Below are 21277 nucleotides of genomic sequence, written 5' to 3'. Positions count from 1 at the left end.
AAGCGCCCCGATGGGCTGGTGGTGGTGCAGAATATCACCGAAGGCGCGAAGATCAAAGTGGACGAGGTGACCGAGCCCATTGAGCCCGACCTGCTTTATCCGCTCCTGCGCGGGCGGGATGTGAAGCGGTGGCGGGCGGAGCCATCCGCGTGGATCATCGTGCCTCAAGACCCAGACCAGCCAAACAGAGCCTACCCCGAGACGCGCCTGCAGCAAGATTACCCACGTACCTACGGCTACCTGAAACGCTTTGAGGATATCCTGCGAAAGCGTAGCGGCTTCCCAGGGCCAGGGCGTGCCACTCCTTAGGCAGGGTTTCCCCGAGGGGGTGGGGCTGGCCCTGGCGACCCCGGGTGAGAAGGACAGGGCCCTGGGGGTCCAGAAGGACGAGGTAGGAGCGTTCCCGGGTTCTTAAGTACAGTTCCTCCAAGGCCTCCCCTAGATCCGTCCCCTTTTCCTGCGGGAAGATCCGGGGCCGATACCCCCGTTCCGTCTTCTTTGCGAAGCCCTCGTCCACCAGGCTATTCAAAAGGGCGTAGGCGGTGGTCAGGCTCTTGCCCAGAATCTGGGCCACCTCCTGGGCCACCACCCCTTCAGGGTGGGTCAGGAGGTAGGCCAGGACCCTAAGGGCCTGCCGGGCTGTGGAGAGGCGACGGGGCATCTGTATAGGGCATTCTGAGAAGGGACAGGCGGGTCGTCAAGAAAGGAGGGCTTTTTTCGATATGTGCAAAAAGAGGGGTTTCTTGACGTAGGAAGCCCTTTCTCCTACCTTAAACCCTAAGGAGGGAGGGCATGGAAAGGATAGAAGTGTTGCTTAAGGAGGGGCGGGTCTTTTACCCCAGCGAGGCGTTCAAAGCCCAGGCCCACATCAACTCTCTGGAGGAGTACGAACGCCTCTACCGGGAAAGCCTCGAGGACCCCGAGGGGTTCTGGGGCCGGGTGGCCCAGGAGCTGCCTTGGTTTGAGCCGCCCAAGAAGGTGCTCGAGGGGGAGCTTCCCCACCCTAGGTGGTTCCTGGGGGGGAAGCTCAACCTTTCCTACACGTGTTTGGACTGGCATGTGCAAAACGGCCGCCGGAACAAGGCCGCCCTTATCTGGGAGGGGGAGCCTGGGGAGGAGCGGGTCCTCACGTATTACGACCTTTGGCGGGAGGTGCAGAAGTTCGCCAACGTCCTAAAGCGTCTGGGGGTAAGGAAGGGCGACCGGGTGACCATTTATCTGCCCATGATCCCCGAGGCGGTCATCGCCATGCTGGCCACCGTCCGGATCGGGGCGGTCCACTCGGTGGTCTTCGGCGGCTTTTCTGCAAGCGCCCTCGCGGAGAGAATTAAGGACGCCGAGGCCAAGGTCCTTATCACGGCGGACGGGGGGTTCCGCAGGGGCCAGATCGTCCCCTTAAAGCGGAACGCCGATGAGGCGCTTCAGGACGCGCCGAGCATCCAACACGTGGTGGTGGTCCGCCGCACTGGTGAGGAGGTGCCCATGACCCCGGGCCGGGACCACTGGTACCACGAGCTCATGGAGGCGGTGGAGGACCGCTGTGAGCCGGAACCCATGGAGGCGGAGGACCCCCTTTTCATCCTCTACACCTCCGGCTCCACGGGAAAGCCCAAGGGGGTTTTGCACACCACCGGGAGCTATGCGGTCTACACCTACTACACCACCAGACTCGTCTTTGACCTGAAGGACGAGGATGTCTACTGGTGCACGGCGGACGTGGGCTGGGTGACCGGCCACTCCTACATCGTGTATGGTCCCTTGCAGAACGGGGCTACCGTGGTGATGTACGAAGGAGCCCCCAACTGGCCGGAGCCTGACCGGTTCTGGCGCATCGTGGACAAGTACGGGGTGACCATTCTCTATACTGCTCCCACCGCCATCCGGAGCTTCATGAAATGGGGCGAGCAGTGGCCCTTAAAGCACCGCCTGGACTCCTTGAGGCTTCTGGGAACGGTGGGCGAGCCCATCAACCCCGAGGCCTGGCTTTGGTACTACCGGGTGATCGGGAAGGAGAGGTGCCCCATCGTGGACACCTGGTGGCAGACGGAGACGGGGGGGATCCTGATCACCACCCTGCCGGGGGTCCATCCCATGAAGCCCGGGCATGCGGGGAAGCCCTTCTTCGGGGTCAAGCCGGAGATCCTGGATGCAGAGGGGCATCCGGTCCAGAACCCGGATGAGGGGGGGCACCTGGTGATCGAGCGGCCCTGGCCCAGCATGCTCCGCACCGTCTGGGGGGATCCGGAGCGGTTCATCAAGCAGTACTTCAGCCAGCACCCGGGTAGGTACTTCACCGGGGACGGGGCCAAGCGGGATGAGGATGGATACTACATGATCCTGGGCCGGGTGGACGATGTGCTGAACGTGGCCGGGCACCGCCTGGGCACCATGGAGCTCGAGTCCGCCCTGGTGGCCCATCCGGCCATGGCCGAGGCCGCGGTGGTGGGCCGGCCTGACCCCATCAAAGGGGAGGCCATCGTGGCCTTCGTGACCCTGAAGGAGGGTTTCCCCCCTTCGGAGGCTCTAAGGGACGAGCTCAAGGCCCATGTGGCCAAGCTGATCGGCCCCATTGCCCGCCCCGATGAGATCCGCTTCACAGAGGCCTTGCCCAAGACCCGCTCGGGCAAGATCATGCGCCGGCTCCTCCGCCAGATCGCGGCTGGGGAGCAGGAGATCAAGGGGGATACCTCCACCCTCGAGGACCGCTCGGTGGTGGAAAAGCTCAAAGAGGGAGCGTAAAGGGCTGAAAAGACCCCCGCCCCGGCCCGGGGGTCTTGGTTTACAAGGAGAGGCCTGCCCCCGCCGGACTTTTGTGCACGTGGACCACCTTCCACCCCTCGGGAAAGCGCACCGCCACCCGGCTTTCGTTCACCGCAAAGTGGCGGAGGCCATCGCCCTCCACGGTGACAAGGAGGGTGTAGCTGAAGATGGCCACGTCCTTGTAGCGCTGGAGCCGCTTTTCTAAAAGGTCCAGCCGGTAGGGTCTTCCCCGGGTGGCCCATTGGTTCTCCAGCATAAAGCGGTGGAAGGGGAGGCCGTCCAGCCGGTGAGGGGCCACGAACCACTCGTAGAGGGAAAGCTCCTCATGTGTGGTGGCCTCGTAGGTGGCCCAGTCCCCCTCGTAGATGCTTCTGAGGTGCTCTTCCAAAAAGGCCCAGAGTTCGCCTTCTTCCATGCCTCACCTCGAGGGCTGGTACTCCCCCCACTCCTCCCGGAGCACCCCGCAGACCTCCCCCAAGGTGGCCCGGCGGCGGAAGGCCTCCAGCACATAGGGGAAGAGGTTTTCCGCTCCTCTTGCCGCTTGGCGCAGGCTTTCTAGGCCGATCCGGACGCTTTCCCCGTCCCGGTTCGCCTTGAAGGCCTCGAGCTCCCGCTTACGCTTTTCGTGAAGCTCCGGATCTATCCGCTGGACGGAGACGGGTTCGTTGAGGGGGCTATCCGGGTCAAAGAAGCGGTTCACCCCCACGATGATCCGCCTGCCTTCTTCCACCTCCTTCTGGAACCGCCAGGCGGACTCCTCCAGGGCCTTTTGGAAAAACCCCGCCTCCACCGCCGCCACGGCCCCCCCCAGGGCGTCGATCTCCCGGAGAAGCCTTTCCGCCTCGTTTTCCAGCTCCTCTGTAAGGTGCTCGACATAGAAGCTCCCCCCCAGAGGGTCCACGGCCCGGGTAACCCCGCTCTCATAGCCCAGGATCTGCTGGGTGCGAAGGGCGAGGAGGGCGCTTTTTTCCGTAGGCAGGCCCAGGGCCTCGTCGTAGGCGTTGGTGTGGAGGCTCTGCGTACCCCCCAAGACCGCGGCCAGGGCCTGGTAGGCGGTGCGAACCACGTTGTTCAGGGGCTCCTGGGCGGTCAAAGTAGAGCCCCCGGTCTGGGTGTGAAAGCGGAGCATCCAGCTCCTGGGGTCTTTGGCCTTGAACTCCTCCCGCATGATCCGGGCCCAAAGCCTCCGGGCCGCGCGGAACTTGGCGGCTTCCTCGAAGAGGTCGTTGTGGGCGGCGAAGAAGAAGGAGAGCCGGGGGGCGAATCGGTCCACGTCCAAGCCCCGCTCTAAGGCCGCCCGTACGTAGGCCTTGCCGTCCGCCAGGGTGAAGGCGATCTCCTGAGCCGCGGTGGAGCCTGCCTCCCGGATGTGGTAGCCGGAGATGCTGATGGTGTTCCACCGGGGCACGTGCCGGGCGCAGAACTCAAAGATGTCGGTGACCAGGCGCATGGAGGGGCCTGGGGGGTAGATGTAGGTCCCCCGGGCGAAGTACTCCTTGAGGATGTCGTTTTGCACCGTACCCGAGACCTCTTCCCAAGGGACCCCTTGTTTTTCGGCCACCAAAAGGTAAAGGGCGAGGAGCATCATGGCGGGGGCGTTGATGGTCATGCTGGTGGAGACCTTGTCCAGGGGGATGCCGTCGAAGAGCTTCTCCATGTCCTCGAGGGTGGCGATGGAGACCCCCACCCGGCCCACCTCCCCCAGGCTCATGGGGTGGTCGGGGTCCAGGCCCAGCTGGGTGGGAAGGTCAAAGGCCACGGAAAGCCCGGTCTGCCCCTGGGAAAGGAGGTATCGGTAACGGGCGTTGGACTCCTCTGCGGTGGAAAACCCCGCGTACTGGCGCATGGTCCAAAGGCGGTCCAGGTACATCCGGGGGTAGATGCCCCGGGTAAAGGGGTACTCCCCAGGCCGGCCCAGCTTTGCCTGGTAGTCCGGCGGAAGGGATTCAAACAGGCCTTCCATACCGCCTTTATACCAAAAGCCGCAGGAGGAAAACGACCAGGAGGAGAAGGCCCAAAATCGCCAGAACGGGGGGAAGGATCAGGCTGTAGGCAGCCAGGACCATGGCTAAAACGTCTTTCCAGTCCGGCCTCATCCCCCTCAGAGTAGCAGATTCCCCCTTTCTCAGGCGATGCTTCCTCGGTTGAAAGCCTGCTGGAGGATGGCGTAGCATGGGCCCATGCCTCCTTCGCGCCTTTCCCGCAAGGTCCTAAGAGTGATCTCCCGGCGGGGGGCTTTCGAAGTCCTGGACGCATTGGCCCAGGGGCCGATCCGGTTTTCCGACCTCGAGGCCCGCTTGGGCATGGCCCCCAGGACGCTTTCGGAGAGGCTCAGGGAGTTCTCCGCTTTGGGTTTTGTCCGCCGGGAGGCCTTCGCCGAGGTGCCGCCTCGGGTAGAATACATTCTGACCCCGCGGGGGAAAAGGGTTTTGAATTTCTTTGAACAAATGGATTCCATCTGGGAGGGGGAAGAGTGAAAGCCAGGGCGATCGTAGTGACCTCAGGAAAAGGCGGGGTGGGGAAGACGACCACCACCGCCAACCTCGGTGCGGGCTTGGCCAAGCTGGGGGAGAAGGTGGCGGTCATCGACGTGGACGTGGGGCTAAGGAACCTGGATGTGGTCATGGGCCTCGAGGGCCGGGTGGTCTTTGATCTGATCGACGTGCTGGAGGGACGGGCCAGGGCCCGCCAGGCCCTTATCCGGGACAAGCGGGTGGAAAACCTTTACCTCCTTCCCGCCTCCCAGACCAAGGACAAGGAGGCCTTGGACCCAGAGCGGTTCCGGGCCCTCGTCCAGCATCTCCTTACCGAGGAGGGGTTTGACCGGGTTTTGATCGACTCCCCGGCGGGGATCGAGAAGGGCTTTCAGACCGCCGCCACTCCGGCGGAAGGGGCTTTGGTGGTCGTCAACCCCGAGGTTTCCAGCGTCCGGGATGCCGACCGGATCATCGGCCTTCTGGAGGCTCGGGAGATCCGGGAGAACCTCCTCGTGATCAATCGCCTGCGGCCTAGGATGGTGGCCAAGGGGGATATGCTTTCCGTAGAGGATGTGGTGGAGATCCTGGGTTTGAAGCCCATCGGCATCATTCCCGAGGACGAGGGCGTCCTGATCTCCACCAACCAGGGAGAGCCTTTGGTCCTCAAAGGGATGGGTCCCGCCGCCCAGGCTTTTTTGGACATGGCCCGGCGGATCCGGGGGGAGGAGGTTCCTTTTAAGAACCTCGAGGCCTCCCCGGGGTTTTTGGGTGTCCTCCGGCGCCTTTTTGGGGGTGGGTGATGTGGTGGCGCGGGAAGAGCAAGGACAAGGCCAAGGAGAGGCTCAAGCTTGTTTTGGCCTACGATCGGGCAAGCCTGCCCCCCGGGTTGGTGGAGGCCTTAAAGCAGGATCTCCTTGAAGTGTTAAAGCGCTACTTCCCCGCCCACGAGGAGGGGCTTTCTGTGGCCCTGGAGGAGCGGGGGGGCCGGATGGTTCTCGTGGCCGATATCCCCCTCCGATGACCCGCCCAAACCTTCTGGCCTACGACTGGAGCCTCCTCGCCTTGGTGGCTGCGATCAGTGGCTTCGGCCTTTTTAACTTGAAAAGCGCCGCCCCCGATCCCAGCCTCCTTGTCCGCCAGGGGGTGGCTTTGGGGCTTGGGATTATCGTCTTGGTTTTGGTCCAGTTTGCGGATCGAAAACGGTTGTTCGCCTGGGCCTATCCCCTTTACGTCGCCTCTTTGCTCCTTTTGGCCTTGGTGCTTGTGGTGGGGCGGGAGATCAACGGGGCTAAGGCCTGGTTTGTCTTCGGCCCCTTCCAGTTCCAGCCCTCGGAGTTTGCCAAGATCACCCTTCTTCTCGCCCTGGGCAAGGCCCTGGAAAACCACCCCATCCAGAGGGGATGGGACTATGCCCTGCCCCTGGCCTTGGCCTTGCCGGTGGTGGGGTTGGTCTGGGTGGAGCCGGACCTGGGGATGACCCTGGTCATCCTGTTCGGTGCGTTTGCTGTCCTATGGGTCCGGGGCCTGCCCGGAAAGCACCTCCTCCTGGGGTTCATCTTGGTTCTAGTCCTGACCCCCACCGTGGTCTGGCCCCATCTTAAGCCCTACCAGAGGGAGCGGGTCTTGATCGTTTTGGATCCCTACCGGGACCCCTTGGGCCAGGGCTTCCAGGTCATCCAGTCCACCATCGCCATCGGCTCCGGGGGGTTCTTGGGCAAAGGGTATGGCCAGGGGACCCAGAGCCAGCTGGGCTTCGTGCCCTTCCGCCATACGGACTTCATCTTTGCCGTCTTGGCCGAGGAGTGGGGGTTTGTGGGGGCGGTGGGGGTTTTGGCCTTGTACCTCCTCCTTCTTCTCCGCCTTTTCGCCATGGCCCTGGAGTCTCCTCGCCTTTCCGACCGGCTGGTCCTTTCGGGGATCGGAGGGGTTTTGGGGTTTCAGGTGGTGGCGAACATCGGGGTGGCCTTGGGGGTTCTGCCCGTTACGGGCCTGACCCTTCCCCTTTTTTCCTACGGGGGCAGCAGCCTGGTGATGACCTTTCTGATGCTCGGCGTGGCCCTCCTCCTCCATCGCGACCGCCTCAGGGGGATATGACCCCCTAGGCCCCAGTTTCTGTAAACTCTGGCCGTGGACAGGGTGGTGCGGCTTTTAGGAGTGCGGAAGTCCTATGGGCCGGTCCGGGCGGTGGACGGGGTGGACCTGGAGGTGCAAAAGGGAGAGTTCTTGAGCCTGCTGGGGCCCTCGGGGTGCGGAAAGACCACCCTCCTTCGCCTGGTCGCGGGGTTTGAAGCCCCGGATGAGGGAAGGGTGGAGATCGCGGGCCAGGATATGGCGGGCGTTCCCCCTTACCGGAGGCCGGTGAACACGGTTTTTCAAAACTACGCCCTTTTTCCCCATATGACCGTGGAGGGAAACGTGGCCTTTGGCTTGAGGATGAAGGGGGCTTCCGAGGGGGAGGTTCGCAAGAGGGTGGCCTGGGCTTTGGAGCTCGTGGGGCTTTTAGGGCTGGAGAGGCGGTTTCCCCACCAGCTTTCCGGCGGTCAGAAGCAGCGGGTGGCCCTGGCCCGGGCTTTGGTGCTGGAGCCCTTGGTGCTCCTCTTGGACGAGCCCCTTTCCGCTTTAGATGCCAGGTTCCGCCAGGAGCTGAGGGTGGAGCTGATGCAGCTTCAAAGGCGGCTTGGCACCACCTTCATCTTCGTCACCCACGACCAGGAGGAGGCTTTGGTGATGTCCGACCGGGTTGCCGTGATGCGGGAGGGCAAAGTGGAGCAGCTCGGCCTGCCCGAAGAGGTCTATGAACGGCCGCGGAATCGTTTCGTGGCGGAGTTTTTGGGGCGGAGCAACTTCATTCCCGCAAGGCCCCATCCCGAAGGGGCAGAGACCCCCCTGGGCCTGCTCCGCCTTTTGCACCCCCTTTCCGCCCCGGGGGAGCTCGCGATCCGTCCGGAGAAGATACGCCTGTATAAGACGCCGCCGCCCCTGCCCAACCTGGTCCGGGCCCGGGTCTCGGAGATCGTCTACACGGGGGCGGAGAACCAGTACCTTCTGCAGGCGAACAGCCATCCCCTTCTGGCCTACACCCTAAACCAGGACCTGCAGGAGCCGGGGTCAGAGGAGTTTGACTACGGGGAGGAGGTATACTGCTACCTTCCCCCGGAAAACCTGGTGGTCCTTTATGAATGAGGCGGCGACCCCTGGGCTCCGCTTTCTCCGGCTCCTCGTTACGGTGGTTCCGGGGGCATTCTGGATGCTGCTTTTCGTCCTCCTCCCCACAGCCCTCGTCCTGTACGCCTCCTTTCTCCAGAGGGGGCCCTACGGTGAACTTACCGGGCCTTTGCGCTTTGCGAACTACCTTCGCCTTTTGGATCCCCTTTACCTCGAGGTCTTTTTGAGGAGCCTGGGCCTGGGCCTTCTGACCACCTTGGGGGCGGTTTTGCTGGGCCTGCCCCTGGCCTTTTACCTTGCCCGCCACCCCTTAAAGGACCTCCTCCTCTTCCTCCTCATCCTTCCCTTCCTCACGAATTTTCTCATCCGGGTCTACGCCTGGCTGGTCCTCCTCCAAAGGGAGGGGGTGGTCAACGCCCTTCTCAGCCTTCTCCACCTGGGGCCTTGGGAGCTTTACCCCTCCTACTGGGCGGTTCTTCTGGCTACGGTCTACACCTATCTGCCGTTTTTCGTCCTGCCTTTGTACGCGGCGGTGGAGCGGATCGACTGGCAGCTCCTCGAGGCCGCTTACGACCTCGGGGCAAGCCCCTTAAAGGGGTTTGTGCACGCGGTTTTGCCACAGACCTACCCCGGTCTTTTCGCGGGGGCGGTTTTGGTCCTAATCCCCGCCATGGGCACGTTCGTGATCTCCGACCTTTTGGGGGCGGGCCGGGTGGTCCTCATCGGCAACCTCATTCAGCAGCAGTTCGGCCTGGTTCGGGACTGGGCCTTCGGGGCGGCCTTGAGCGTGGTCCTCATGGCCTTTGTCCTCCTGGCCCTGTACGCCTACTCGAGGCTTCAGGGGGAAAGGGGGTTGGACGAGCTGGTATGAGGCGGGTTTTGGACCTTCATGCGGCGTTGGTCTATGCCTTTTTATACCTGCCCCTTCTGGTCATCGCGGCCCTTTCCTTTAACGAAAGCCGCCGTGGTGTGCGGTTTACCGGCTTCACTTTGGACTGGTACCGGGCGCTTTTCCAAGACCCTCGAATTCTGGAGTATCTCCTAAATACTCTGCTGGTGGCCCTGGTCTCCACCCTGGTCTCCACCCTTTTGGGGACCCTTTTGGCCTTGGGGCTTGTGCGGTACCGGTTTGGCCTGTCCTCGTTTCTTCGCTATCTCCTTTACGTTCCCGTGGTGGTCCCGGACGTGGTCATGGGGATCAGCCTTCTCCTCCTGTTCGCCTTCAGCCGGGAGGCCCTGGGGTTTCCCCAGCTTTCCCTGGGCACCGTTATCCTCGGGCACATTACCTTTCAGCTTCCCTTCGTGGCCTTGGTGGTTCGGTCCAGGCTCCTCCTTTTGGACCCGGGCCTCGAGGAGGCCGCCCGGGACCTTGGGGCTACGGGGTGGAAGACCTTTTGGCATGTGACGTTTCCCCTGGTCTGGCCTGCAGTTCTCTCGGGGGCGCTCCTTGCCCTCACCTTGTCTTTGGACGACTTCGTGGTGACTTTTTTCACCGCAGGCCCCGGGGCCACCACCCTTCCCCTTTACATCTACTCCAGCGTGAAGCTGGGGGTAAACCCCAAGGTCCACGCCCTCTCCACCCTTTTGATCCTGGTGAGCGCCCTTTTGCTCCTGGTGGGTCGTATAGTCTTGAAGAGGAGGTGAGGATGAGGAAGGCCCTCGCGCTTGGTCTTCTTTTGGGGTTCAGCCTGGCCCAGTCCACCCTGTACTTTTTGAACTGGGCCGATTACATTCCGGAATCGGTCATCCGGGCCTTTGAGAAGCGGGAAGGGGTCCGTGTGGTTCTGGACACCTTTGAGTCCCCTGAGGCCATGCTGGCCAAGCTTCGCGCGGGCGCCGACCGGGCGTACAGCCTGGTGGTGGCCCCGGACTACTACATCCTCCAGATGGCCCGCCTGGGCCTCCTCGCCCCCTTGGACAAGAAGCGGCTTCCCAACTTGAAAAACCTGGACCCCGCTTTTCAAAGCCCCCCCTATGACCCTGGGGGGAGGTACTCCGTTCCGTACCAGTGGGGGACGACGGGGATCGCCTACCGAGAGGATCGGGTGAAGGGCAGGGTGGACTCCTATGCCGCCTTCTTTGACCCTAAGCGACAGGTGGGCTCTTTTCTCCTCCTGGACGAGATGCGGGAGACCATCGGGGCGGCTTTGAAGTACCTCGGCTACTCGGTGAACACCACGGACCCCATGGCTCTGGAAAAGGCGAAAACCCTTCTCATCGAGGCTAAGAAGCGGAGCCTGGGCTTCGCCGGGGGCGTGGAGGCCATCAACCGCATCCTGGGGGGGGATGCCGCCCTTTCCCTGGCCTACTCGGGGGATGTTTTCCAAGGGCAAAAGGAGGACGGGCGTCTAAAGTACGCCTTACCCAAGGAAGGGGGAACGATCTGGACGGATGCCCTGGTCATTCTCAAGCGGGGGCCGGCCCAGGCGCTGGCCTACAGGTTTGTGAACTTTCTCCTCGAGGCCAAAATCGCCGCGGAGATCTCCAACTACACCCGCTACGCCTCCCCGGTGGCCGCGGCCAAGCCCTATCTGGATAAGGTTCTTCTCAATAACCCCGCGGTCTATCCACCGGAGGCGGTGCGGAGGAAGCTGGAATACCTCAAGGACCTAGGCCCGGCCATCCAGCTTTACGATCGGGTTTGGACGGAGGTAAAGGCGCGCTAAAGGCCGGGGGTCCTGAGAAGCGGTAAACTGGTTTTATGCGATCCTTGGCCTGGGCTTTTTTTCTCTCCTTGGCCCTGGCCCAGACGGGCCCCTACCAGCGGTTCTGCGTCCAGTGCCACGGGGAAAGGGGGCAGGGCGCCCGGCCCTACCCGGGGTTTTCTGCCCTCTTGAAGGACCGGCTTTTTGAGACCCCTGAGGGCCGGCGCTACCTGGTTCAGGTGGTCCTTTATGGGCGGAAAACCGAGACCCTCTTGATGCCGGGCTTCGCTCATCTCAAGGACGAGGAAGTGGCCCAGGCCCTGAACCAGGTCCTGAGCCTTCTTGGGGTCAAGGCCAGCCCGTTTACCCCCGAAGAGGTGCGCAAAGAACGGGAGAGGCCCCTTGCCCCGGAGGAGGTGAAGCGGCCTAGTCCTCCAAGATAGCCCCCTCGTCCGCCTGGCGGACGAGCCGGGCGTACCGGGCGAACAGGCCATGGGTAAAGGCGGGGGGGCGGGGTTTCCAGCCCTTCTTTCGCGTTTCCAGTTCCTCTTCGGGAAGGAGGACCTCCAAAACCCGGTTTTCCACGTCGATCCGCACCCGGTCCCCCTCCTGCAAAAGGGCGATGGGGCCGCCCACGAAGGCCTCGGGGGCGATGTGGCCGATCATCAGGCCCCGCGTCCCGCCCGAGAACCGGCCGTCTGTAAGGAGGGCCACCTCCGGCCCCAGGCCCTCGCCCACGATGGCGCTTGTCACGGAGAGCATCTCCGGCATGCCCGGGGCTCCTTTAGGCCCCACGTAGCGGATGACCACCACGTCTTTGGGACGGATCTCGCCCTTGAGGACCTTCTCCATGGCGGCTTCCTCCGAGTCAAAAACCCGGGCTGGCCCTTCAAAGAAGGTTCGTTCCGTACCCGCAAGCTTCAAAACCGCTCCCCGGGGGGCGAGGTTGCCCCTGAGGACGACCAGGCCTCCATGGGGTTTGAAAGCCTTTTCCGCTGGGACCACAACCTTCTGCCCCTCCTGCTCCCGGTACGCTTTTTCCACCTCCTCCGCCAACGTGCGGCCTGTAAGGGTCTTTTCCTCGCCGTAGAGGAGGCCGGCCTCCAACAGGCGCCGGAAGACCAGAGCCGTGCCCCCTGCTTCGTAAAGCTCCCAGGCGGTATAGGTACCCCAGGGCCTGAGGTCGGCGATGACCGGGGTCTTGCGGGAGACCTGGTCAAAATCGTCCAGCGAGAGCTCTACCCCTGCCTCCTTGGCCAGGGCCAGGAGGTGGAGCACGGCGTTGGTGCTTCCTCCCGTGGCGGCCACCGCGGCGATGGCGTTTAAGAAGCTCCTCCGGGTGAGGAAGTCCTTGGGTTTCCAGTCGTGCGCGATGGCCCAGGCCAGGGTTTTGGCCGCCTCCCTGGTGGCCGGCGGCTTTTCGGGGTGGACGGCGGGGATGGCGTTGTAGCCCAAAGGGGAGAGGCCGAGGGCCTCGAGGGCCATGGCCATGGTGTTGGCCGTGTACTGCCCTCCGCAGGCCCCAGGGCCGGGGATGGCCCGGCGCTCGATCTCCAGAAGCGCCTCCTCCGATATCCTGCCCGCGGCCCTTTGGCCCACCGCCTCAAAGACCTCCACGATGGTGAGCTTGCGCCCGTTCCAGATCCCTGGGGCGATGGTCCCCCCGTAGAGGACCATCCCAGGAACCCCGCTTCGGATCACCCCCATGGCGGTGCCGGGGATGGTCTTGTCGCAGGCGGAAAGCCCCACCATGGCGTCATAGAGGTAGCCTTGGGCCACGAGCTCCGTGCTGTCCGCGATGACCTCCCGGCTAACCAGGCTGGCCCGCATGCCCGGGGTCCCCATGCTGATCCCGTCGGAGATGGCGGGGGCTCCGAACTCAAAGGGCACGAGCCCTGCCTCCCTGAGGCCTGCCTTTAGATCGAGGGCGAGCTCGCGCAGGTGGAGGTTGCAGGGCATTCCGTCGGTGAAGGTGTTGATCACGCCTACAAAGGGCCTTTCGAAGTCCTCATCCCCCACGCCCACCGCCCGGAGCATGCTCCGGGCGGGGGCCTGTTGCAGTCCTTTTTTAATCCGGTCTGACCTCATGCATCCCTCCAGGTGGCGATTTTTCCGTGAAAGCTCCTGGCCCTGGGGAGGAGGCGGACCAGGGCCTGGGCCGCCTGTTCTGGGCTGAGAAGCAGCCCTCCCTCCTTGTACCCCCTGAAGACCTGGTGGAGGACAGGGGCCGCGCTCCCCTGGGCCTCCCGGGCCTGTCGCTGCATATCCGTCTCCACCACGCCAGGGCGGTAGATGAAGCAGGCCACCTCGGGCACCTCGGCGGCGAGCTGCCGGGCCAGGTGTTCCTCGGCCGCCTTGGCCACCGCGTAGGCCCCAAGGCCAGGCAGGTTGCTTTCCGCCGCGCCGGAGCCCACGTAGACCACGACCCCCTCGCCTTGTTGGCGCAAAAGGGGGTAGGCGAAGCGGGCGAGCTGGTAACCCGCGAGGAGGTTGGCCTCGAGGACCTCCATGAAAAGAGGCTCCGCCAGTTCAAAAACCAGGGGGCCGGGGTGAAGGACCCCGGCGTTGTGGATGTACCCGAAAAACCCGCCCAGCGCCTCGGCCTGGGCCACCAGGGCCCGGGCTACCTCGCTCTTTGCAGCGTTGCCCACCACCGCTTTTCCGGCTACCCCGAGGGAGCGGACCTCCTCCAGGACCGCCTGTAAAGGGGCTTCTGAGCGCGCATTCAGGACCAGATTGTACCCGGCCCGGGCCAAGGCCATGGCCAGGGCGCGGCCGATGCCCCGGCTGGCCCCGGTGAGGATGAGGGTTTTTTTCATGAGCCCTCCTTTGGGGGGGATTGGAACCCCAGGGTCCTTCCGCCTGGCCGGCGGGGCCGGTTTTGCCCGCCCGGGCCTGAGGCCCCGTTCTTTCGATCGGCCAAGCGGGATCGGATCATGGCCCTTATTTTAGGCGGCGGAGGACCTCCTGGGTAAAGGCCTCCGTGTTCGCGCTTCCCCCAAGATCGGGGGGTGGGGTTTCCAAAAGGGCCTGGGCCACGGCTTTTTCTACTTTTCTAGCCAGGTCTACCAAGCCGAAGGCGTGCTCCAGCATCATGGCCGCGGACAGGATGGCGGCGGTGGGGTTGGCGACCCCCTGGCCCGCGATGTCCGGGGCGGAGCCGTGCACGGGTTCGAAGACGGGGGTGCCCTGGCCTAAGGAGGCGGAGGGAAGAAGCCCCAAGGAGCCCGGGAGGACGCTTGCCAGATCCGAGAGGATATCCCCAAAGATGTTCCCGGTAACCACCACGTCAAACCGGGCGGGGGAACGGACCAGGTGCATGGCCATGGCGTCCACGTACTGGTGCTCCAAGGCGATTTCCGGGTAGCGCCCGTGGACCTCGTCCACGGTCTTCCTCCAGAACTCCCCCACCTCGAGCACATTGGCCTTGTCCACGCTGGCCACCTGCTTCCTGCGCTTTTTGGCCGCCTCAAAGGCCACCTGGGCCACCCGTTCCACCTCGAGCTTGCTGTAGCGTTCGGTGTTCCAGGCCTCCTTCTCCGTCATCCCCCGGGGTTCGCCGAAGTAGATCCCCCCGGTGAGCTCCCGCACGATAAGGATGTCCACCCCCCGGGCGACCTCCTCTTTAAGGGGGGAAAGCCTTTCCAGGCCCGGGAAGACCTTGGCGGGGCGGAGGTTGGCGAAGAGGTCCTGGCTTTTCCTAAGGGCCAAAAGCCCCGTTTCCGGCCGGATCCTCCGGGGGAGGTGGTCCCACTTGGGGCCTCCCACGCTGCCCAAGAGCACGGCCTGGGCGTTTGCGACACCCTTTTGGGTGGGCTCGGGGAAGGGTTCCCCGTAGACCTCTATGGCCGCACCCCCAAAGGGGAAGGCCTCCACCTCCAGGCCAAGCCCCTCTTGTTCGTCCAAGGCGCGCAGGACCTTAAGGGCGGCCTCCGTGACCTCGGGCCCGATCCCGTCGCCGGGAAGGACGGCCACCCTCATCCTTCCCTCCTGGGGTAGGGGAGCCTCCGGTCAAACTCGTCCAGAAGCGGTTCCGCCTCGAGAAGCTCCCCGATGGGGTCCCAAACCCCCTGGGTAAGGGCCTCCCGCGCCCCTTCCGGGATGGAAAGGGGAAAGACCCGGTCCTTGGCCCGGACCTCCTTTTGGACCAGGTCCACCTCGAGCTCCAGATCCGGCTCGGCCTCCACCATCTTGAAAAGAACCCCGAGATCCTCCGGGGCCAGGGTGACACAAGGCAGGCCGATGGCGGTGGCGTTGCTGAAAAAGATTTCTGCGAAGCTCTCCCCGACGATGGCCTTGAACCCCGCCCGCTTGATGGCCTGGGGGGCGTGCTCCCGGCTCGAGCCCGAACCGAAGCCCGCCTCTACCAAAAGGAGGTTTGCCCCTTGGTACCGAGGGTCGTTCAAGGGGTGGGGCTTGGGGTGGCCCTTCTCGTCAAACCTCTCGTCGTAGAAAAGATACTGGCCCAGGCCTTCAAAGGTGAGGACCTTCATGAACCGGGCCGGGATGATCCGGTCTGTGTCGATGTCCTCCCCCCTTAAAGGCACCGCTCGTCCCTTGATCTGGGTGAGTTTTTCCAGCATGTTTACCTCCGGATGCCGAAGACCTCCCGGGCGTCCGCGATCTCGCCCGCCACCGCCGCCGCCGCCACCATGACCGGGCTCATGAGGACCGTCCGTCCCCTTGGGCTTCCCATCCGGCCCTTGTAGTTCCGGTTCGAGCTCGAGGCGGCGAGCTCATCCCCTTGCAGCCGGTCCGGGTTCATGGCCAAGCACATGGAACACCCCGGATTCCGCCACTCAAACCCCGCCTCGCGGAAGACCTCCGCGAGGCCCTCCTCCTCGGCTTTCTGGGCGATCCATTCCGAACCCGGCACCACCAGGGCCCGTACCCCCTTTTTCACCTTGTGCCCCTTCAGATAGCGGGCCACCTCCCTCAGGTCGGAAAGCCTGGCGTTGGTGCAGCTTCCGATGAAGGCCACCTGGATGGGCACGCCCTTGATGGGCTGGCCGGGTTTTAACCCCATGTAGGCCAAGGCCTCTTCCGCCTGGGCCCGCTCCTCCTCCGGGAGTTCCTCCAGGAGGGGGATGCGGCCGTCTATGGGGATGGCCTGGCCGGGGTTGACCCCCCAGGTTACGACGGGGGCAATCTCTTCCGCCCGGAAGGTGACCAGATCGTCGTAGACCGCGTCCGGATCAGAGGCAAAGCCCTTCCAGCGCTTTATGGCCTCCTCCCAGGCCGTGCCCTTTGGGGCGTAGGGGCGGCCCTTAAGGTACTGGAAGGTGGTCTCATCGGGGTTGACGTACCCCACCCGGGCGCCCCCTTCAATGGACATGTTGCAGAGCGTCATGCGGCTTTCCATGTCCATGGCCTCCACCGTGCTTCCCCCGTACTCGTAGGCGTAGCCTAAGCCCCCCTTGACCCCCAGGGTGCGGATGATCTGGAGGATGACGTCCTTGGCATAGACCCCGGGGCCGAGCCGGCCTTCGATCTGGATGCGGCGCACCTTGAGCTTCTGCGCCGCGAGGGTCTGGGTGGCGAGGACATCCCTAACCTGGGTGGTGCCTATGCCGAAGGCGATCGCCCCGAAGGCCCCGTGGGTGGAGGTGTGGGAATCCCCGCAGGCGATGGTCATCCCCGGCTGGGTCAGGCCCTCCTGGGGGCCCACGATGTGGACGATCCCCTGGTGTCCCGAGCCCAGGTCGAAGAAGGTGATCCCGTGCGCTTTCGTGTTTTGCCGCAGGGCCTCGAGCATGGCCTGGGCCAGGGGGTCCTGAAAGGGCTCCGTGCGGTCGTGGGTGGGGACGATATGGTCCACGGTGGCGAAGGTGCGGTGGGGGTACCGGACCTTCAGGCCCAGGTCCTTGAGCATCCCAAAGGCCTGGGGGCTCGTTACCTCGTGCAGGAGGTGAAGGTCTATAAAGAGCTGGCTCATGCCGTTTCGGAGCTTCCTCACCTCGTGGGCTTCCCAGACTTTCTCGTAAAGGTTTTTCCCCATTCCCTGCCTCCTTAAACAAGTCCCCCGGGCCTCGGCCCGGGGGGTACGGCCATCGCGCCACCCTAGCCCGGGCACCCCGGGCTTAGGACTAGGGCCGCGCTCCGCCGCATTGCCCCTTAGCCTAAAGGCAAAGGGGCCCTGGGTCAAGACTTGACGAACCCCCTTTGAGCCTCTAACATAAGCCTTGCGTCTCGCCGGGGTGGCGGAATAGGGAGACGCGCATGATTCAGGGTCATGTGCCCGCAAGGGCGTGCGGGTTCAAGTCCCGCCCCCGGCACCAGAAGGCCCCCGCAGGGGGGCTTTTCACTTTTGACCCCTTCCTTCCCGGCCGGCCCTGGCGTAGCATAGACGGTATGAAGCGGGTTCTTTCCGGCATCCAGCCCACGGGGGAGATCCACATCGGCAACTACCTGGGGGCCATCAAGCAGTGGGTGGAGCTGGGGGAGAGGCTGGGCAAGGAGGCCTTTTTCTGCATCGTGGACTACCACGCCCTGACCAATCCCGCCGCCTACGATAGGGATCTTTTGGCCCAGCGCACCTTTGAGGCGGCTTTGGTGAACATCGCCGCGGGGCTGGACCCGGAGAAGGTCACCTTGTTTGTCCAGTCCCATGTGCCCGAGCACACAGAGCTCTCGTGGGTTTTCACCACCCTTACCCCTTTGGGGGACCTGACCCGCATGACCCAGTTCAAGGACAAGGCGGCCAGGCTGGGTTCGGGTGAGCTCATCGGGGCCGGCCTCCTCATGTACCCGGTGCTTCAGGCGGCGGACATCCTGGTCTACAAGGCGGACACCGTCCCCGTGGGGGAGGATCAGCTCCAGCACCTGGAGCTCACCCGGGAGATCGCCCGCCGCTTCAACGGCCTCTTCGGCGAGACCTTTCCCGAGCCCCAGGCCTACCTAAACCCCAACGCCCCCCGCGTTCCCGGGACGGACGGCAAGGCTAAGATGAGCAAGTCCTTGGGGAACACCATCGGTCTTTTGGAGGACGAGAACAGCCTCTGGGAGAAGATCCGCCACCTCCCCGACGACCCCCAGCGCATCCGGCTCTCCGATCCGGGGGACCCGGAAAGGACCGTGGTCTTCACCTACCTTTCCTACTTCGCGCCTTTGGAGCTTGTGGAGGCGCTAAAGGAGGAGTACCGCCGGGCAGGGGTGGGGACGCTGGTGGTGAAGGAGATCCTCTTTGAGCACATGATGCGCACCCTAAGGCCGATACGGGAGCGGGCAGAAGCCCTGCGCAAGGACCCTGGGTACGTGATGGACGCCCTTTTGGAAGGGGCACGCCGGGCCCGGACCGTGGCTGCTTCCACCATGGAGGAGGTGCGGGAGAAGATCGGTCTTCTGAGGCCGGGTCGGGTGCCGGTGTATGCGGCTTCGGTTTGAAGGGTTTGAGGGGAGCCCGCTCGAGCTTAAGGAGGCCTTGAAACGGGGCAGGCTTCGTCCGGGGAGCCTTCCCCTCCTCTCCCTCATCGACCAGGCCCTGGCCCAGCTGCCCGAGGACCTGAAGGCGCGGGCGGAGCTTCTCCCCTTCCTCGCGGAACTCCTGGTTTACAAACTCCGGCCCGAGGCCACCTGGGGGGAGGCTGAAGAGAAGGAGGTGGCCTTGGTCCAGGTTTTGGTGGACCTCTCCCAGGCGGTGGCCTTCTTAGAAGAGCGGGCGCGCAAGCGGAGCCGTGTTCTTCCCGTCTCCCCCCCGCCCTTGTCGAGAAGGCTTTGCATGCCCAAAACCGCCTTGGCCCGTGCGGCTTTGGCCTTTCGCCGGGTGGTGCTCCTCCTACCCAAAGAGGAGGTTGGCCTCAGGGAGGTTTGGGCCCGGATTCGCACCTTCCTTACCGGGAAGCGGCGGTTTTCCGAGCTCCCCCTTTCCACCTGGCCGGAGAAGGCGGTGGGGTTCGCGGCCCTTTTGGAGGCGGCTCGCCTCGAGGAGGTTTTCCTCTTCCAAGAGAAGCCCTTTGCCGAGCTTTACGTGGAGCCGAGGCGGCAGATTGGGGTAGGATAGGGCCCGGAGGGAGGCATGCGGGAAGCCTATGTCGTAGCCGCGGTCAGGACTCCCATTGGCCGGTTTGGAGGGGTTTTCAAGGACCTCTCCCCCGTGGAGCTGGGGGCGCACGCCATGCGGGCGGCCTTGGAAAGGGCGGGCGTAGAGGGGGGGGCGTTGGACCTATACGTCTTTGGCAACGTCCTCCGGGCGGGGCATGGGCAGCTTCTACCCCGACAGGCGGCTTTAAAGGCGGGCATTCCTAAGGAGGTGGACGGGTATGCGGTGGACATGGTCTGCGCCTCGGGGATGATGGCGGTCTTAAACGCCGCCACCGCCATCCGGGCCGAGGAGGCGGAGCTGGTCCTGGCGGGGGGGATGGAGTCCATGAGCCAGGCAGGGTTTTACCTCTCCCAGCGGGCCCGTTGGGGGTACAGGTTCCTCATGGGAGCTCCGGAAACCCTCCAGGATCTCCTTTTGAGGGATGGCCTTTCCGACCCCGTTAGCGGTGAGGCCATGGGGGAGCAGGCGGAGCGGCTGGCCTCGGACTACGGGGTTTCTCGGGCGGAGGTGGACGAGGCCGCCTACCTTTCCCACGCCCGGGCCCTGGAAGCCACCCAGCGGGGCTTCTTCGCCCGGGAGATCGTTCCGGTGGAGGTGCCAGGGAAAAAGGGGGTGGAGCGGGTGGAAAGGGATGAGGGCCTCCGGCCCGAGACCACCCAGGAGTCCCTGGCCGCCTTGAGGCCCGCTTTCCGGAAGGACGGGGTTCTGACCGCGGGGAACAGCAGCCAGATCTCCGACGGGGCGGCGGCCCTTCTCCTCGCCAGCGCGGACGCGGTGAAGGCCCACGGCCTTAGGCCCATCGCCCGCATCCTGGGGGGAAGCTGGGCAGCGGGGGAGGCCTGGCGCTTCCCCGAAGCCCCGATCCCCGCGGTGAAGCGCCTTCTGGACCGGCTTGGGATGCGGGTGGAGGAGTTTGACCTGTTTGAGAACAACGAGGCCTTCGCCCTGAACAACGTCCTTTTCCACCGGCTCCTTAAGGTGCCGTACGAGCGGCTCAATGTGTACGGAGGGGCGGTGGCCATAGGCCACCCCATCGGGGCAAGCGGGGCACGCATCCTGGTCACCCTCCTCAACGCCTTGCAAGCCACAGGGAAGACCCGTGGGCTCGCCGCCATCTGCCACGGGACCGGGGGTTCCACGGCGATCGCGGTGGAGCTGGTTTAGACCAGGCCGTCCAGCTCCAAGGCCTCGAGGTGGACCTCCTCCAAGGCCACCACGAACCCCCCCTGGGCGGAGAGGAAGGCCGCGGCCTGCCGTAGGGTCTCTTCCACCCAGTGGGGGTCGTTGCCTAAAAGGGCGAAGCCCACCACCTCGTAGTTCCAGGTGTCCAGGCCGTAAAGCCGGGCCGCCGAGACGGGGAAGCGGGCCTTGAGCCGCTCCAGGGCGGGTTTAATGAGGGCCCGCTTCTCCTTGAGGCTGCGTGCCGGGGTTTCCAGCCGCGCCGTATATAGGCCCAGGTAGGCCTTCATGGACACCTCTACTTTAGAACATGGGGCCGATGCGGAAGTGAAGCTTTCCCGTGGGGTTCTCCGGGCTGAAGGCGTAGTCTAGGCGCAAGGAGGGAAGGAGGGCCCCGAAGACGTCCAGATCCAGCTGGAAGCCCAACCCCAGGCTCCACTTCACCCCATTGGTGTTGTCCGCAAGGCCTAGGTCGCCGAAGAGGATGCCGTAAAGGTTCGTCCCCCCTTCTGGGGAGAGGTTGAAGTCGTACCGGTACTCCAGGCTGGAGGTGGCGAAGGAGAGGCCGCTGTACTTCCGGTCCTCGTACCCCCTTAGGGTGAAGGCCTCCGCACCGCTTCCCGAAAGGTAGAACCGCTCGCTCTGGGGTGGGGAGCCCAGAAGGGTGCCCGTGGAGAGCCGGAGGGCCAGGGCCTGCCGCCCGGTTTCGTCCAGGGGGAGGTAGGTCTTGCCCGTGAGGACCACCGGGATGAAGAAGCTCCGCCCCCCGGTGTCGGGCAAAGACAGGCCCAAGCCGGTGGCCAGGCTGGCCTCATAGCCCTTCGTGCGGAAGCGCAGGCTGTCCACGTCCAGGTAGCTCCAGGTGGTGTCCAGCCGAACCGTCCAGCCTGGGGTCTCCAGAAGGGTTTTGACGTAGGTGGGATCCTCGTACTTGCTCTCGGAGGGGTTGCAGCGCCGGTTGGGGTCCCGGTCCGTGGCGTCGCAAGGGGCCTTGGGATCGTAGATCTCCA

At 64.3% G+C, this 21277-nt stretch carries 23 protein-coding genes, 1 tRNA gene and 1 pseudogene; 14 read left to right on the top strand and 11 right to left on the bottom strand.

The genetic code is table 11. From position 1 onward, the window contains the following. Positions 1-280: 280 nt before the first annotated feature. Positions 281-661: pseudogene (locus C4301_RS05710) on the bottom strand (helix-turn-helix domain-containing protein); the annotation flags it as partial. Between the two features lie 131 nt (positions 662-792). Here C4301_RS05710 and acs point away from each other — a divergent pair. Continuing rightward, positions 793-2739, top strand: a complete 1947-nt coding sequence (gene acs / locus C4301_RS05705) for an acetate--CoA ligase (protein ID WP_352414141.1) — start codon at positions 793-795, stop codon at positions 2737-2739. A 40-nt stretch (positions 2740-2779) separates the two neighbouring features. Here the strand turns inward: acs and C4301_RS05700 are convergent, their stop codons facing one another. The 3 genes from C4301_RS05700 to C4301_RS05690 are packed head-to-tail and all read right to left on the bottom strand — an operon-like array spanning position 2780 to position 4856. Then, complete coding sequence (locus C4301_RS05700; protein ID WP_352414140.1) at positions 2780-3175, bottom strand: nuclear transport factor 2 family protein; 396 nt, start codon at positions 3173-3175, stop codon at positions 2780-2782. A 3-nt stretch (positions 3176-3178) separates the two neighbouring features. Then, positions 3179-4723, bottom strand: coding sequence for an acyl-CoA mutase large subunit family protein (locus C4301_RS05695; RefSeq protein ID WP_352414139.1), 1545 nt, complete (start codon positions 4721-4723; stop codon positions 3179-3181). A 7-nt stretch (positions 4724-4730) separates the two neighbouring features. Beyond that, positions 4731-4856: a hypothetical protein gene (locus tag C4301_RS05690; RefSeq protein WP_352414143.1), complete on the bottom strand. Its 126-nt coding sequence runs from the start codon at positions 4854-4856 to the stop codon at positions 4731-4733. A gap of 84 nt (positions 4857-4940) precedes the next feature. Here C4301_RS05690 and C4301_RS05685 point away from each other — a divergent pair, with 84 nt between their 5' ends. Genes C4301_RS05685 through C4301_RS05645 form a run of 9 tightly spaced genes read left to right on the top strand, consistent with a single transcriptional unit; the run spans position 4941 to position 11490 of the window. Beyond that, positions 4941-5237, top strand: a complete 297-nt coding sequence (locus tag C4301_RS05685) for a winged helix-turn-helix transcriptional regulator (protein ID WP_352414138.1) — start codon at positions 4941-4943, stop codon at positions 5235-5237. Then, complete coding sequence (minD, locus tag C4301_RS05680; protein ID WP_352414137.1) at positions 5234-6037, top strand: septum site-determining protein MinD; 804 nt, start codon at positions 5234-5236, stop codon at positions 6035-6037. Before C4301_RS05685 ends, minD begins: the two co-directional genes overlap by 4 nt. Next, on the top strand, positions 6037-6258 hold the full coding sequence (gene minE / locus C4301_RS05675; RefSeq protein WP_352414136.1) for a cell division topological specificity factor MinE: 222 nt from the start codon (positions 6037-6039) through the stop codon (positions 6256-6258). Before minD ends, minE begins: the two co-directional genes overlap by 1 nt. Then, positions 6255-7331, top strand: a complete 1077-nt coding sequence (gene rodA, locus C4301_RS05670) for a rod shape-determining protein RodA (RefSeq protein ID WP_352414135.1) — start codon at positions 6255-6257, stop codon at positions 7329-7331. The genes minE and rodA overlap by 4 nt, the downstream gene beginning before the upstream one ends. A gap of 27 nt (positions 7332-7358) precedes the next feature. After that, on the top strand, positions 7359-8420 hold the full coding sequence (locus C4301_RS05665; protein WP_352414142.1) for an ABC transporter ATP-binding protein: 1062 nt from the start codon (positions 7359-7361) through the stop codon (positions 8418-8420). After that, complete coding sequence (locus tag C4301_RS05660; protein ID WP_352414134.1) at positions 8413-9273, top strand: ABC transporter permease; 861 nt, start codon at positions 8413-8415, stop codon at positions 9271-9273. Before C4301_RS05665 ends, C4301_RS05660 begins: the two co-directional genes overlap by 8 nt. Continuing rightward, positions 9270-10046 (top strand): ABC transporter permease, encoded by a 777-nt coding sequence (locus C4301_RS05655; protein WP_352414133.1) that lies wholly within the window; start codon positions 9270-9272, stop codon positions 10044-10046. Before C4301_RS05660 ends, C4301_RS05655 begins: the two co-directional genes overlap by 4 nt. Before the next feature lie 2 nt (positions 10047-10048). Beyond that, positions 10049-11068, top strand: a complete 1020-nt coding sequence (locus C4301_RS05650; RefSeq protein ID WP_352414132.1) for a polyamine ABC transporter substrate-binding protein — start codon at positions 10049-10051, stop codon at positions 11066-11068. Between the two features lie 35 nt (positions 11069-11103). Continuing rightward, positions 11104-11490 (top strand): c-type cytochrome, encoded by a 387-nt coding sequence (locus tag C4301_RS05645; protein ID WP_352414131.1) that lies wholly within the window; start codon positions 11104-11106, stop codon positions 11488-11490. Here C4301_RS05645 and ilvD read toward each other — a convergent pair. From ilvD to leuC, 5 genes are all read right to left on the bottom strand, one after another. Next, positions 11474-13135: a dihydroxy-acid dehydratase gene (gene ilvD, locus C4301_RS05640; protein WP_352414130.1), complete on the bottom strand. Its 1662-nt coding sequence runs from the start codon at positions 13133-13135 to the stop codon at positions 11474-11476. The genes C4301_RS05645 and ilvD overlap by 17 nt on opposite strands. Then, entirely contained in the window at positions 13132-13866 is a 735-nt protein-coding gene (locus C4301_RS05635) for an SDR family NAD(P)-dependent oxidoreductase (protein ID WP_352414129.1), read from the bottom strand. Before C4301_RS05635 ends, ilvD begins: the two co-directional genes overlap by 4 nt. Positions 13867-13990: 124 nt before the next feature. Continuing rightward, positions 13991-15028 carry a 3-isopropylmalate dehydrogenase gene (leuB, locus tag C4301_RS05630; RefSeq protein ID WP_352414128.1) on the bottom strand — a complete coding sequence of 346 codons (1038 nt, stop codon included), beginning with the start codon at positions 15026-15028 and terminating at the stop codon, positions 13991-13993. Beyond that, positions 15025-15630 carry a 3-isopropylmalate dehydratase small subunit gene (gene leuD / locus C4301_RS05625; RefSeq protein ID WP_352414127.1) on the bottom strand — a complete coding sequence of 202 codons (606 nt, stop codon included), beginning with the start codon at positions 15628-15630 and terminating at the stop codon, positions 15025-15027. The genes leuB and leuD overlap by 4 nt, the downstream gene beginning before the upstream one ends. 2 nt (positions 15631-15632) lie before the next feature. Continuing rightward, positions 15633-17045 carry a 3-isopropylmalate dehydratase large subunit gene (leuC, locus tag C4301_RS05620; protein WP_352414126.1) on the bottom strand — a complete coding sequence of 471 codons (1413 nt, stop codon included), beginning with the start codon at positions 17043-17045 and terminating at the stop codon, positions 15633-15635. A gap of 193 nt (positions 17046-17238) precedes the next feature. On the opposite strand from leuC, the gene C4301_RS05615 reads away from it, so the two are divergent. The 4 genes from C4301_RS05615 (at position 17239) to C4301_RS05600 (ending at position 20252) form a co-directional block, all read left to right on the top strand. Next, positions 17239-17325 (top strand) — tRNA-Leu (locus C4301_RS05615). A gap of 73 nt (positions 17326-17398) precedes the next feature. Continuing rightward, positions 17399-18430: a tryptophan--tRNA ligase gene (gene trpS / locus C4301_RS05610; protein ID WP_352414125.1), complete on the top strand. Its 1032-nt coding sequence runs from the start codon at positions 17399-17401 to the stop codon at positions 18428-18430. Then, the gene (locus C4301_RS05605) at positions 18414-19046 is read left to right on the top strand and encodes a chromosome segregation protein ScpA (RefSeq protein ID WP_352414124.1); all 633 of its coding nucleotides are present in this window, start codon (positions 18414-18416) and stop codon (positions 19044-19046) included. The genes trpS and C4301_RS05605 overlap by 17 nt, the downstream gene beginning before the upstream one ends. A 15-nt stretch (positions 19047-19061) precedes the next feature. Then, complete coding sequence (locus tag C4301_RS05600; protein WP_352414123.1) at positions 19062-20252, top strand: thiolase family protein; 1191 nt, start codon at positions 19062-19064, stop codon at positions 20250-20252. Here C4301_RS05600 and C4301_RS05595 read toward each other — a convergent pair. Next, positions 20249-20557, bottom strand: coding sequence for a DUF503 domain-containing protein (locus tag C4301_RS05595; protein WP_352414122.1), 309 nt, complete (start codon positions 20555-20557; stop codon positions 20249-20251). The two genes, C4301_RS05600 and C4301_RS05595, sit on opposite strands and share 4 nt — an antisense overlap. 13 nt (positions 20558-20570) lie before the next feature. Continuing rightward, the coding region (locus C4301_RS05590) for a BamA/TamA family outer membrane protein (protein ID WP_352414121.1) at positions 20571-21277 on the bottom strand (707 nt) is incomplete at its 5' end.

Source organism: Thermus sp. (assembly GCF_040290245.1).
GTDB lineage: Bacteria > Deinococcota > Deinococci > Deinococcales > Thermaceae > Thermus_A.
This window is presented reverse-complemented; position numbering and strand designations above follow the sequence as displayed.